We start from the raw sequence: 13,256 nt of genomic DNA, 5'->3' as shown, positions 1-13,256 counted from the left end.
GCGACGCGCGCGGGGAGGCGCGGGTTCGCCATCCGGGAATCCAAGAGATCGGGCTCCAGCCTGAGACCGCCGTCCAAACCGGCTCCCGGCGGGGCCGCATCTGACAAGGACAGCCTTCATGTCGACGTACGACATCAAGCGGGGCGTCAGCCTCTACAGTTACCAGGAAGAATACTTTCTGCGGCAGAAGTCGCTGGAAGACCTGATCAGGGTCTCCGCCGAGATGGGTGCCAAGGGCATCGAACTCATCAGCGAGCAGACGTTCCCCGACTATCCCAACCCCCTGGACCCGTCCGTCTACGAAAACTGGCACGCGCTGATGGCCAAGTACGGCACGACGCCCGTCTGCCACGACTTCATGCTGGACTATAAGAAGTACAAGGACCGGCCGATGCCGTTTGAGGAGCAGGTGGCCTCCTGCAAGGTCGACATCGACCATGCGGCCCGGCTCGGCTGTCCCTACACCCGCGCCCTGGTCTCCATCGATCCCGAGGTGCTGGTGGCGTGCGCCGATTATGCGGAAAGCCGCAACGTGCGCCTCCTGATCGAGGTGCATGCGCCGCTGCACTTCGATCACCCCTGGATCATCCGCCATGCCGAGGCGTTCGAGAAGTCGGGCTCCGACTACCTCGGCTTCCTGCCGGACATGGGCATGTTCTTGTTCGCCTTCCCGCCCGTGTGGAAGGAGAAGTTCATCCGCGACGGCGTGCCCCAGCACATCGCCGATTACATCTGCAAGGCCTACGAAGACCGGGTCCTGAGCGAGTACGTGATCCTGGAGGTGGAGAAGATGGGCGGTGTCGGCCCCGCCATCGGCATGGCCATCACCCTGCGCCACAACGCGGCGTTCGAGCCCAAGCGCATGCTGGACCACATGGACCGCATCTGGAACATCCACGCCAAGTTCTATGAGATGACGGAAGATCTGGTCGAGCCGTCGATCCCATATGACGAGATCATCCGCGTGCTGAAGCAGGGCGGCTATAAGGGCTACATCTGTTCCGAATATGAAGGCAACCGCTGGATACAGGATGCCTTCCCGGTGGATTCCATCGAGCAGGTCCGCCGCCAGCAGGAAATGTTCAAGAAGCTGATCGGTGAGCCGCAGGCCGCCGTCGGCGCCGCGTGAGGGGAGGGGCCACCATGTTCGACAAATACATGATCTGCGAGGACGGTTTCGGCAACGTGGTCGAGGACGGCCAGGTGGTGGGTTTCACCTTCCTGGCACGGCTTCCCTACTATCGCGGCATCGGCCTTTCCATGGTGGAGGACATCGGCGTCGTCATCGATGGCGAACCGGTTTCCCGCCGGGATGTCCGCTTCTCCGTCCGCGGCCGCACCTGGACGCTGGACGAGATGGAAACGGAATATACCGAACGCTGGAACTTCGGTGAGAAGGCGGCGGTGACCGTGCTGCGCCCCAATGGCCTGGCGCCCGGCCGCCATCGCCTGCAGCTGTCGGAGCGTATCCGCGTCTCCTATCTTCCTTTCGTGCCGACCACGCGAGACGCGAAGGAACTCGACATCCCGGCATGACTTTTCCATTCCATGCCGGTACTGGGGGCGCGGCGGCCTGATCGCCGCGCCCTTTTCTTGTGCCGGTTTCAGGCCCGGCCGCGCTTGGGTATGGCGGGATAGAAGCTGATGCAGATGATCTGCAGCACCAGCACCAGGAGTGCCGGCACATAATAGAGCGCGTGCACCATGTGCACGGCCCCGTCGCTGACGGCGGCGGGATTGTAGTCGACCCATGCCAGTCCATAGGCGATGACGGCGCCGCCCAAGGCCATGCCGATCTTGGTCGACAGGCTGATGCCGGCCGACAGCAGGCCCTCATGCCGCACGCCGAAATGGGCTTCGTGATAGTCCACGGTCTCGGCCGCCATGGCGAAGATCGCCGTCATGGTGACGCTGATGAGGACCGAGGCCAGGATGTAGATCGCCAGGAACAGCCAGGGCTGGCCTTCGGCCAGGGGCAGGACCAGGTACAGCCCGGTGGCCGCGATCAGCACCAAGCGGTTGCCCTGGCGCATGCCGAAGCGGCGCAGATAGGGCGGCGCGATCGCCGACCCGATCAGCAGCGTGCCGGAGATCGCCGGCAGCAGGATGGAGATCATCCAGGGCTGGTGCAGGACGTTCAGGGCGAAATACGCCGTGACCGCCAGCACCGCGCCGAAGCGGATGAAGTTCAGGATGGTGAACAGGAACACCACCAGCCAGGCCCGGTTGCGGACCATGTTCGCGACGGCGGACAGGGTGGCGGGTGGTTCGTCCCCCCTGTCATGGATGACTTCGCGGCAGTTGGCGAAAAGGTTCAGGATCAGCGCCACCGACACGCCGGCGGCCAGCAGGGCGGTCAAGAGGAAGCCCCGGGCCTTGTCGCCGCCGCCCAGCGCCGTCACCAGGGGCATGGTGCCTGCGGTGGCGAAGATGACCGACAAGGCCGTGCCGGCGGAGCGCAGGCTGCTGACCTGCACCCGTTCCCGCTGGCGCCCCGTCATCATGGGCAGAAGCGCGCTGTAGGGAATGTTCACGACGGAGAACAGCAGGCCCAGGATGATGAAGGTGGCGCCGGCCCAGACCAGCTTGCCCGTGTCCCCCAAGGGTGGAACGTAGAAGACGGCTACCGAGAACAGGCCGAAAGGCACCGCGCCATAGAGGAAGTAGGGTCGGGTCCTGCCCCAGCGGCTGCGCGTTCGGTCCACCAGAAGGCCGACCACCGGGTCGATGCCGGCGTCCAGCAGCCGTGACAGCAGGAACAGCGTCCCGACGACGCCCACCGGCAGCAGCGCCACGTCGGTATAGAAATAGAGCAGGAAGGCCCCGACCATGTTCCAGCACAGGCCGAAGGCGAAGTCGCCGGCGCCGTAGCTGATCTTGGCGCGCCAGGGCAGGGCGGCGCCCGCGGCGGTCGTTGTGGAGCCGTCGCCGGCGGCCGGATGGACTGGGATCGGGGCGGCGATGCCGCCCCCGGTGTGCGTGGACATCGCCGTTTCTCTCCCCAGGCGAGGTTACAGGCCCAGCGTGGCGCGGGCCGTCGCCAGGGTCTCCAGGGTCGGGCCCTCGGGCTTGTATTCCAGGCCCACGGCGCCGGCATAGCCCAGGTCCCGCAGGACGCCGACATAGCGCGGCCAATCCACCGTGCCGCTGCCCGGCTGATGCCGCCCGGGCACGTCGGCGACCTGGATGTGCCCCACCAGGTGAAAGCGGCTGGCCAGCACCTGGGCCGGGTCTTCCCCCATGACGGTGGAGTGGTACATGTCATACAGCAGGCGCAGGTTGGGGCTGCCGACTTCCTCCACCATGTCCAGCCCTTCGGCCGTGCTGTCGAGGAACATGCCCGGGTGTTCGACGCGGGTGTTGAGCGGTTCCAGCAGCAGCAGGATGCCGGCCTGTTCGGCCAAGGCGGCCGCCTGCTTCAGGATGCCGACGGCGATGTCATGCTGTTCCTGGCGCGACACGTCCGGCCTTGTGAAACCGGACGCCACCACCAGGGCCGGCGCGCCCGCCTCCTTGGCGGCGCGCAGGCTGTCGCGCACCGCGGCCAGGAATTCCTCATGCTGGGCGGGGTCGATCAGGCTGCGCCGCGGTTCGACGACCATGCTGGCCAGCCGCACCCCGGTCTCGTCCAGGGCGCGGCGCACCTCCGCAAGGGGTTTGTCCCGCCACAGGTGGAACTCCACCGCCGTCAGCCCCGCAGCCTTGGCGGCATGGATGCGGTCGGGAAAGGACGGGTGCTCGGCGGCGAACAGCCACTCGATGCAGGCGGCCAGGTACATGGGGAAACTCCTAGGTTTGGAAGGGCCATCGCGCGCCCCGGCATGGGGCCGCTTCATGGCCGAATGGTCCGGCGGGGTGCGCGTCAGGGCACCGCGTCCAGGGGGGATGGCTTGGCATTCAGCAGGGCCGCCAGGGCGGCGCCGGCGGCGGCGAGGGCCACGAGGCCCATGATGATGAAGGCGGCCTGCACCGTTCCGTTCGTCAGCGCCTTGGCGCCGGCGACGACGAAGGGACTGGTGAATTGGCCGAGGAAGAAGCAGGAGGCCCAGATGCCCATGCCGCGTCCGCGATGGGCGAAGGGAAGCACGCCCTGTGCCCAGGCGATCAGGGACGGCACCGTCATGCCGGCGCCCATCTGCTGCAGCAGCAACAGCGCCAGCATGACCCTGTAGTCGCTCGACAGCCCGACGCCGGTCAGGCCCACGCCCAGCAGGGCGAAGAAGCCCGCCAGTTGCAGCGCCGTGGCGCGTTTGCCGAGGTAGCCGAACAGCAGCGTGCCGATGGGGACGCCGATGCTGGCCACTGAGATCAGGGTGCCCACCCTGCTGGGGCTGTCGACCCCCACCTCGCGGAACACCAGGCCGCCCTGGATGATGAAGACGTAATAGATGGTGGAGGCCAGCAGGGTGACGGCGCCGTACAGCGCCACGGCACGCACCGGGAAGGATGGGACGGGCCCGCCCCCTTCCGCCGATTGGGCCTGGGGTGCGGTGGACTTTTCCGGCTCGAAAATCAGGGCGTACATGCCCAGGAAGATGGGCAGGGCGATGAGGTAGATGAGGAAGACGCCGTTCCAGCGGAGTTCGGTCAGCACACCGGACGCCGCGATCACGGCCGGCGCCAGGGCCGAGCCGGTGACCCCCTGGATGACCAGCCATTTGCGCCGGCCCGCCGGGTCGTAATAGTCGGCGATCAGCGTGTTGACGATGGTCAGGATCGCCGCCTCCGCCACGCCCAGCAACAGGCGGGACGCGATGACGGCATGGAGGCCGTCCAGGAAATAGGGCAGGGCGCCCGCGATGCCGTACAGCAGCGTCGACCAGACCAGCAGCGGCCGCCGGCCCAGCCGGTCCACGGCCAGCCCGGCGAAGGGGGCCAGCACGGCGATGGCCAAGCCCGGCGCGGAGACCAGCACCGGCACCAGCAGCGACGCGTTCGCCACATCATGGAAATGGTCCAGGATGGTCGGCACGGCCGGGGCCAGCGAGATGATCGCCAGGATGGGCAGGAATCCGCTGATCACCAGGATGATGCCCTGTCCCAGACCGGCCTTGCGCTGGGCGCCCTCTGTCGGCGCGATGATCGCCCGATCCACCATGAATTTCCTCCCTGCGGCGTCGCGCGCCATAACAGAATTATTATTTTGAAAATAATGACGATGAGGGAACTGTTTTGTCAACGCGAAAGTCAGTGCTGAGCGCTGGAACCCTTGCTTTTTCCCGTCTGAGAGTGGTTTCGCCGGGCGGTGGTCGGATTCGATTGACGGCAAGCGATTTTGTCAGTTACAAATTAAGAATTACAATTCTAATTTAGGTGCCGGGGCCGGCGTGATGGCCGACGGCCGGACCGCGACGGAACGGGTCCCGACCGGAACAGGGCGACCTAACGGAGGAAACAGTGCGCTTCTCGACCTTTTTGAACGCCCGGTCCATGGGGCCGGAGCAAGACCGCGCCGTGATGCTGGGCATGATCGACCATGCCGAACGGGCCGAGGCGTCCGGTTTCGATGCCGTCTTCCTGCCGGATCATCATTTCACGGGCTACATGCCCATGGCGTCCGATCCCTTCCTGTTCGCCGCCTACCTGGCGGCGCGCCTGAAGCGGGTGCATTTCGGCTTCTCCGTCACCACGGTGCCGCTGCATCACCCCGTGCGGTTCGTGGAACGCATCAACATCCTGGACCAGCTGACCGAGGGGCGGATTCTGGTTGGCGTGGGCAGCGGCACGACGCCGGAGGAGATGATCGGCTTCGGCGTGAACTACAAGGAAGCCTCCCGCCTGGCGGAGGAGAACCTGGCGATTGCCGAAACGCTATGGGCCAAGGCCGCGCACGACGCGCCGATCGTCTTCGACAACGGGCATTACAAGGGCGAGGTGGTGCAGCGGATCGCGCCGGTGGCCTACACCCCGGGCCATGCCAAGCTGATGCCGGTGGCCATGAAGGAGACCAGCGCCCGGCGCGCGGCGGAGCACGGCTGGCCCGCCTTCATTCCGGCGTTCACCCCACCCCGGATTGGCGGGACGGAGCCCATGGTCCATGTGCGCAAATATTTCACCGCCTATCGCGACATGCTGATGGCAGCCGGCCACGCGCCCGAGGTCGTGGCCCATGCCCTGTCCTGGTCGACGCACACCTACCAGTGCGTGCACGTGGCGGAGACCGACGCGCAGGCCCGCCGCGAACTGGAAGACATCCTGACCGTCTACCAGGAAGCCGTTGACCGCGAGGCGGCGTTCAACGCCAAGGCCGAGGCGACGGAGGCCAACAAGAAGACGGACCGGACGCCCAACGCCCTGACGGAAGACTGGATCGGCACCTGGTGCCTCTACGGCAGCCCCGAGACGGTGATCGAACATCTGCGGCCCTACCAGGAACTGGGCATCGGCAACATCCTGTGCGGCATGCTGACCGGCCCCCTGACAGAACGGCGCATGGCCTATGCCAACCAGACGCTGGACCTGATGGCCCGGAAGGTCATTCCGGCCCTGAGGGAGGGAGGGCGATGAGCCGGCCGCTGATCGTCGGCTTCGGCGGCACCACCCGCCCCGGCTCGTCGGGAGAGCGCATGGTGGCGGCCGTGCTGTCGGCTGCCACGGCCCTGGGAGCCGAAACCCGCTTGTTCGGCGGCGCCGACCTGGCGGCCCTTCCGCATTTCGCGCCTGAAAACCGCCAGCGCACAGCGGAGCAACGTGATTTCGTGGACGCGGTACGCGCCGCGAACGGCCTGGTCATCGGATCCCCCGGCTATCATGGCGGCGTTTCCGGCTTGGTGAAGAACGCCATCGACCTGCTGGAGGATTTGCGCGACGACGACCGCGTCTATTTTGACGGGCTGCCAGTCGGGCTGACGGTCACGGCGGCGGGCTGGCAGGCGGGTGGCGTGACGCTCACCGCCTTGCGCGGGATCGTCCACGCGATGCGGGGCTGGCCCACCCCGCTGGGCATCGCCGTGAACACGGTGGCGCAGAAGCCCTTCGATGCCGAGGGCCACCTGGTCGACGCCGGCATCCTGGAGCAGGTCCAGGTCCAAGCCCAACAAATCATGCTGCTGGCCGACCTCTGACCGCCGGCACCTTTTGGGGAATTTTCGAATGTCTGTCGATTTGCCCGACGATCCCGTCGCCATCGCCCCGCTGACAAGCGGCCGTGACATGTGGTCGACAGCCGAACGGCCCGGCATCCGCTCCATCAAGATGGCGGACGGCCCCATGGGCATCGCCTCGGGCCGGGTGGATGAGCGGGACGTGGCGGTTCTCACGCCCTGCGGCACCGCCCTGGGGGCCAGCTTCGACGCCGACCTGGTGGCCCGCGTGGGCGCCATCGTGGGCGATGAGGCGCGGCGCCTGGGCGTGGACGCCGTCCTGGCGCCGAACCTGAACCTGCAACGCAGCCCGCTCTGCGGCCGCGCGTTTGAGCTGTTCGGCGAGGACCCTTATCTCGCCGGCGCCCTGGGGGCCGCCTGGATCGCAGGCCTGCAGAGCCAAGGGGTGGGGTCCGTCGCCAAGCATCTGGTGTGCAACGACAGCGAGACCGATCGCGACAGCATGAACGCCGTGGTCGACGAACGCGCCCTGCGTGAGGTTTACCTGCTGCCGTTCGAGATGGCGGCGACGGCCGGCTGCGTTGGCATCCTGGCGGCGTACAACCGCCTCAACGGCCATTATTGCGTGGAACATCGCCAGCTGCTGACCGATATCGTCAAGGGGGACTGGCGCTATCCCGGCTTCATCGTGTCCGACTGGTTCGGGGGCCGCGACACCGTGCGCTCTGCCCTGGCGGGATTGGATCTGGACATGCCCGGTCCCGACCGGGTGCTGGGGACGAAGTTCGCCGCCGCGGTGGCGGCCGGCACGGTGCCCCCGGATCGCCTGGCCGACGCGGCGGGCCGTGTGGCCGGGGCCGTGCGGGCCATCGACGGGCTGCCGCGTGGCAGGGCCGTGGCCGACCCGGACGGCGTGCTGGTCGAAGCCGCCGCGGCCGGCTTCGTGCTGCTGAAGAACGAGGGCGACGTGCTGCCGCTGGCACCGACCGCGGTGCGGCGGCTGGCGATCATCGGCCCCAACGCGGCCAGCCCCTGCCTGCAGGGCGGCACCTTCGCCAAGATCGCGGTGCGTCCCGACTTCGTCACGCCACTGCGCGCCATCCGCGAACGCTTCGGCGACGCCGTCCAGGTGGTCTATGAGCAGGGCGTGGCGCCGGAATACCGCCTGCCGCCCCTGAGCGTCACCCCCGCCCGTGGCCTGGGCGACGGGGCGTCGCGCGGCATGACGGTGGAGTTCTTTGTCGGCGATGGCGACGGCGAACCTGTGTTCGCGGAGACCCGCGACACCAACTCGCTGACATGGTTCGTCGGATTGCCGGGAACGGACCACCTGAAACAGGCCGGTCGCATCCGGGCCAGCGGCTGGTATGTGCCCGAACGGAACGGCGCGCACCGCATCCACATCGGCGGCACGGGCAGGCTGCGCCTGACGGTGGATGGCCGCGAGGTGTTCAGCGGCGGCGGTCCGGTGGCGCCGTCCGATCTCATGGGCATGCTCAAGGGCGGCGACAGCCAGTCGGTGGTGCTGGACCTGGCCGCCGGCACGCCCGTGCTGCTGTCCTTCGAGGTGGCTTATACCCCGGCGCGGGCCCAGGGCCTGTGGTATGGCATGGCCGGCCCGGACCTGCCGGCCGAGATGCTGGCGCGCGCCCTGGCCGCGGCGGCGCAGGCGGACGTTGTGCTGCTGATGCTGGGTGAGACGGCGGATGCCGGCGTGGAAAGCAAGGATCGCCCCGGCACGTCCCTGCCGGCCGCGCAGATTGAGTTGCTGCATCGCCTGCGGGAGGTCAACCCCAACATTGTGGCCATATGCAACGTGGCCCACGCCTTCGACCTGTCCTGGCAGGAGGAGGTGAGGGGCCTGATGATCACCTGGTACCCTGGTGAGCAGTATGGGCCCGCCTTGGCCCAGGTGCTGGCCGGCGACCGGGAGCCCGGCGGCCGGCTGCCCCTGAGCATCGCCCGCCAGGATGGCGATTACCCCGCCTTCGGCCTGAAGCCGGAGGCGTCGGGCGACGTGCCCTACCGGGAGGGACATCTCATCGGCTACAAGGGCATGCAGGCCGCCGGCACGGCGCCGCTGCACGCTTTCGGGGCCGGCTTCGGCTACACCCGGTTCACGGTATCCGACCCCTCATTGGCCCCCACGGCCGATGGCGGCACCATGGTGGCCGCGCGGGTGCGCAACGTCGGCCCGCGTGCGGGCAAGGCGGTGCTCCAGGCCTATGTCGCCGGGCCGGACGGTGTCCGGCACTTGCGCGGCTTCGCCAGCGTCGTCGTGCCGGCGGGGGAGGAGGTATCGGTCCACCTCACGCTGCCGTCGCGCGCCTTCGCCCACTGGGACACCTTGGCGGGGGGCTGGCGGACGACCCCGGGCCGGCACGACGTGATGCTGGGGTGGAGCAGCCAGGACCTGCCCCTGCGGCTGGTCATTGAGCGGGAGACCGCCTGACAGGCCGAATGACGGCACGCGCGGCGGTGGGGTGGGGGCGGGCGTTCAGCCCGCCTTGACCTTTGAGCTGGGCCGGCCGCGCGGCTTGCGCTGGGGAACGGGTGCCGCGGTTTCGGTTCCGTGTTTCATGTCGGCCTGCGGGCCGGGATCGACCGAAGAACCTGGCTGGCCGCCGTCATGGGCGATTGCCGTGGTGGCGCGGGGTTCGCTCATGAGATAGGCCGCGAAGGAATGGGTGAGATCGCGCTTCAGCTGTTCCCATTCCCACGCGTCCCCCTGTTCCCGGTTCGACCCCAGCCCCAGCACACGGGCCAGGGCGGAATACATGATGTTGAATCCCGCCTGCACGGCGCGTTCCGGATCGGGGTGCGCGATATCATCGCGGTATCTCAAAATCGCCAGCTTGATGTCGGCGATGGCCGCCTGATGGGACATCTTGCCCAAGCGGGCCACCACCGGGTCGTGATTGGCGCGCAGCATCATGGCCCTGAGAATGTCCGCATGATGGCGCAGGTGCTCCGCCATGCCCGCGGTCAGCGCCGCGACAAGGTCGTGCAGGTTGCTCGTCTCCAAGGCCACCCGCGCGATCAGCTGCCGCTGTTCATGCTGGATGTCCGTTTGAACACGCTCCTGCACCACGCGGATCAAATCATCCTTGCTGTCGAAACGGCAGTAGATCGAACCGACGGACACCTTCCCGACACGGCTGACGTCGGTGAGGGTGAATTCATCGTTGCCATGGATCTTAAGCAGTTCCTGCGCCGCCGCCAGCATCCGTTCGTACGAGGCCTTGCTGCGACTTTGCACGGGCTCGCGCTGCGGGCCTGGCTTCACCGCTTTCCGTTCACTCATAAGCTCCGCTTTCCCCAAAAGGCTCGTGGTGATTTGGAATCATAGCGCTGATACCATTTTCGGCCACCTACTGGAAACCGCAATGACCTGTGCTCAACCATGCCCGAAAAATGGCGTGCCGGCAAACCGGCCGGGACTGCCCATCACCGCCTGGACATGGCGACCGACGCCGCCAAACCCGCCCACCCAAACCCGCCCACATAGCTTTAAGAATATAATGGAGATTCTGATATGCGCGACGCAGCATAAGTTTTTTGGGAACGGGGGACATCTTTTACCCTCGTGACGGGTGCTGATGCCGCGCGGTAGGATGTCAACGAAGATGTGGCTCAGATAATTGATTATATTGCGTTATTTTCTATCTCGCTCAGTGGGTGGTTTTCTATTCCGACGGGCATCGCGCCGTGCCGGCCCGCACATGGTCCGGAGTGGGGCATTGCGACGGATTGACCCTGGACAAGAACCATAATCCAGGTTCTAATTATCCCCAACAAATGCGGGGAGGAATGGATGGGCCGGTAAACCGTCGATCACCTTCCCGACATCACAGGGGAGGGTGTCCATGAAACCATCGATCAAATTGCTGCTGCGCGCCTCGACGGCGCTGTTCCTGACGACCGGCGTCGCCGTGGCGCAGACCGCACCGGCGTCCACCGGCGCCAACGCCGCCGACACCTCCCTCATGGAAATCGTGGTCACGGCCCAAAAGCGCAGCGAAAGTGTGCAGCAGGTGCCAATCTCCGTGACGGTCATCGGTGCCGATCAGCTGGCCCGCCGGGGCGTGCAGTCGGTGCAGGATCTTTCACAGGCCAGCGCTTCGTTGGAATTCACCGCGCCCACGGCCGCACCTGGCGGCGGTGGCTTCGTTCGTGGCATTGGCACCAACCAGGTGGGCAACGCCACGGCCGCCAGCTCCGTCAGCATCGTGCTGGATGGCGTGGTGCTGGGCAACGTGCCGGTTTCGGATATTTTTGATACGGAGCGGGTGGAGGTGCTGAAGGGGCCGCAGGGCACGCTGTTCGGCAGTTCGGTGTCGGCCGGCTTGGTCAACATCACCACCAAGGCGCCCGTCCTGGGCGAGACGTCGGGCTATGTCACCACGGAATTCGGCCTCACCGGCCTGGGTTCGGGATATTCCCGCGACGTCGTGCGCGCCGCCCTGAACGTGCCGGTGACCAGCAATTCGGCGCTGCGCCTGGCCGCGCACTTCTATGACAACTCCGGCCTGACCAACGACACGGTCACAGGCAAGGATGAGGACCAGAGCAACTACGGCATCCGCGCCCGTTACCTGGCCCAGCTGTCCGACAAGCTGACGTTCAACCTGATCGGGGACTACAACAAGACCGACGACAGGGATCCGGGTGGCCTGATCTATCGCGCGGCCACCGCCGGCTCGCCGCTGGCCCAGGCGCTGGACGCGTGCGGCATCGTGGCCTCCGCCTCCAACACCAGCCAATGCAACCAGCAGGGGCTGTACGACCGGGCGCAGATCGGTGGCGTGTCGGGCCAGTTCGACCTGGACCTGAACGGCATGACACTGACCTCCATCACCGCCGGGCGCCGCCTGCACGACACCACCGCCGTCGATCTCATCGGCATCACGCCGTCTGTGTCCCGCCAATACATGCAGAACTGTAATTTCGTGGATTGCTTTCCGGTTGTGGCGCTCTACGCCGGCACCACCACCACCCCGCAGGTGAGCAACCATTCCCTCTTCTCGCAGGAATTGCGCCTGACCTCCTCGGACAACCGTGACCTGGAATGGGTCGGCGGCTTGTATTACCAGCGCACCGCCTTCGCCACGTCCAAGCCGGGGCTGCTGATCATCCACCCGGCGGCCGTGGGCATGGACCTGACGGCGGCCAGCGGCACGCAGGTCATCCACGCCGATGGTGAGGACTATGCCGCCTTCGGCAACGCCACCTGGTATCTGGAACCGGAAACCCGGCTGATCGGCGGCTTGCGCTTCACGCATTCCCGCGTCTATGAGGAAGAGGCCGACCCCATCAACGCCGGCGTGCCGGACACCTTCGCCGCGACCGGCTACGCCAACGCCGCCACCTGGCGCGGGGGCGTACAGCACGATTTCGACCGGGACACGATGGCCTACGCCACGGTTTCCACGGGCTACAAGGCGCCGCAGATCAACGACCAGCTGACCACCACCGACCACACCCTGGACCCCATCAAGGCGGAACGGCCCATCGGGTTCGAGGTGGGTGTGAAGAAGACCATGTTCGATGGGCGGCTCTACGTTGATGCCGACCTCTTCTACACCGATGTGAAGGACTTCCAGACGCAGTCGTGTGTTTCCGGCATCAGCGGCCTGAACTGCTCCAACATCAACGTGTCTAGCGTCGTCACCAAGGGCTTCGAGTGGGAAATTTTCGGCCATCCCTTCCCGGACACGACGGTCAACGTCTCCGGTATCGTCAATATCGCCGAATACCCGGATGGCTTCATCGGCGCCGACGGGTCGGACATGTCCAACAAGCAGCTGAACTACGCGCCCAAGTTCAAGATGACCATCTCGGCCGAGCGGCAGTTCACCCTGTCCGACACCTACAGCCTGGTTCTCGGGGCTGATGCCACCATCCGGACCAAGCAATCCATGTACCTGTCGGCGGACCCGACCTACGTCGTTCCGGGCCAGACCATCTTCAACGCCCGGCTGACCCTGAAGTCAGCGGACGACTGGTCGGTGGGCCTGTTTGGCCGCAATCTGGGTGACAAGGTCTATCCGACCCAGCTCTACCCCACGACGGCATTCGCCAAGGGTGGGCTGTGGCAAGTGATCGATCCCAACGCGCGCCGGGTGGTGGGCATACAGGCGGAAGCCAAGTTTTGAACCCGGGCTCGTGGCGGTATGGGGCTCATCCGCCGCCGCCGGACCCTTCGGGAGGATA

10 protein-coding genes are annotated in these 13,256 nt (G+C 66.5%); 6 read left to right on the top strand and 4 right to left on the bottom strand.

All coding sequences use genetic code 11. From position 1 onward, the window contains the following. The first annotated feature begins 118 nt into the window (after positions 1–118). The gene (locus UAA55_RS01400) at positions 119–1,129 is read left to right on the top strand and encodes a sugar phosphate isomerase/epimerase family protein (protein WP_322950877.1); all 1,011 of its coding nucleotides are present in this window, start codon (positions 119–121) and stop codon (positions 1,127–1,129) included. A 14-nt stretch (positions 1,130–1,143) separates the two neighbouring features. After that, a complete protein-coding gene (locus UAA55_RS01395) occupies positions 1,144–1,536 on the top strand; it encodes a C-glycoside deglycosidase beta subunit domain-containing protein (protein ID WP_322950876.1) in 393 nt (130 codons plus the stop codon). Between the two features lie 68 nt (positions 1,537–1,604). Here UAA55_RS01395 and UAA55_RS01390 read toward each other — a convergent pair whose 3' ends face one another. From UAA55_RS01390 to UAA55_RS01380, 3 genes are all read right to left on the bottom strand, one after another. Next, a complete protein-coding gene (locus UAA55_RS01390) occupies positions 1,605–2,987 on the bottom strand; it encodes an MFS transporter (RefSeq protein WP_322950875.1) in 1,383 nt (460 codons plus the stop codon). Between the two features lie 24 nt (positions 2,988–3,011). Beyond that, a complete protein-coding gene (locus UAA55_RS01385; protein WP_322950874.1) occupies positions 3,012–3,779 on the bottom strand; it encodes a hydroxypyruvate isomerase family protein in 768 nt (255 codons plus the stop codon). 83 nt (positions 3,780–3,862) lie between these two features. After that, entirely contained in the window at positions 3,863–5,098 is a 1,236-nt protein-coding gene (locus UAA55_RS01380) for an MFS transporter (protein WP_322950873.1), read from the bottom strand. Positions 5,099–5,397: 299 nt separating this feature from the next. On the opposite strand from UAA55_RS01380, the gene UAA55_RS01375 reads away from it, so the two are divergent. From UAA55_RS01375 to UAA55_RS01365, 3 genes are read left to right on the top strand one after another with little or no spacing between them, the layout of a single operon-like run. Further along, the gene (locus tag UAA55_RS01375; RefSeq protein ID WP_322950872.1) at positions 5,398–6,507 is read left to right on the top strand and encodes an LLM class flavin-dependent oxidoreductase; all 1,110 of its coding nucleotides are present in this window, start codon (positions 5,398–5,400) and stop codon (positions 6,505–6,507) included. After that, positions 6,504–7,064 (top strand): NADPH-dependent FMN reductase, encoded by a 561-nt coding sequence (locus tag UAA55_RS01370; protein WP_322950871.1) that lies wholly within the window; start codon positions 6,504–6,506, stop codon positions 7,062–7,064. The genes UAA55_RS01375 and UAA55_RS01370 overlap by 4 nt, the downstream gene beginning before the upstream one ends. A 28-nt stretch (positions 7,065–7,092) precedes the next feature. After that, complete coding sequence (locus UAA55_RS01365; RefSeq protein ID WP_322950870.1) at positions 7,093–9,495, top strand: beta-glucosidase; 2,403 nt, start codon at positions 7,093–7,095, stop codon at positions 9,493–9,495. Between the two features lie 45 nt (positions 9,496–9,540). Here the strand turns inward: UAA55_RS01365 and UAA55_RS01360 are convergent, their stop codons facing one another. Continuing rightward, positions 9,541–10,329, bottom strand: coding sequence for a TetR/AcrR family transcriptional regulator (locus tag UAA55_RS01360; protein ID WP_322950869.1), 789 nt, complete (start codon positions 10,327–10,329; stop codon positions 9,541–9,543). A gap of 580 nt (positions 10,330–10,909) precedes the next feature. Here UAA55_RS01360 and UAA55_RS01355 point away from each other — a divergent pair. Continuing rightward, positions 10,910–13,198, top strand: a complete 2,289-nt coding sequence (locus tag UAA55_RS01355) for a TonB-dependent receptor (protein ID WP_322950868.1) — start codon at positions 10,910–10,912, stop codon at positions 13,196–13,198. Positions 13,199–13,256: the final 58 nt, after the last annotated feature.

Origin of the sequence: Nitrospirillum guanabarense, from assembly GCF_034653355.1 — a bacterium.
Classification (GTDB): Bacteria; Pseudomonadota; Alphaproteobacteria; order Azospirillales; family Azospirillaceae; genus Nitrospirillum.
The sequence above is the reverse complement of the archived record's forward strand: the minus strand, read 5'-3'. Positions and strand labels throughout refer to the sequence as shown.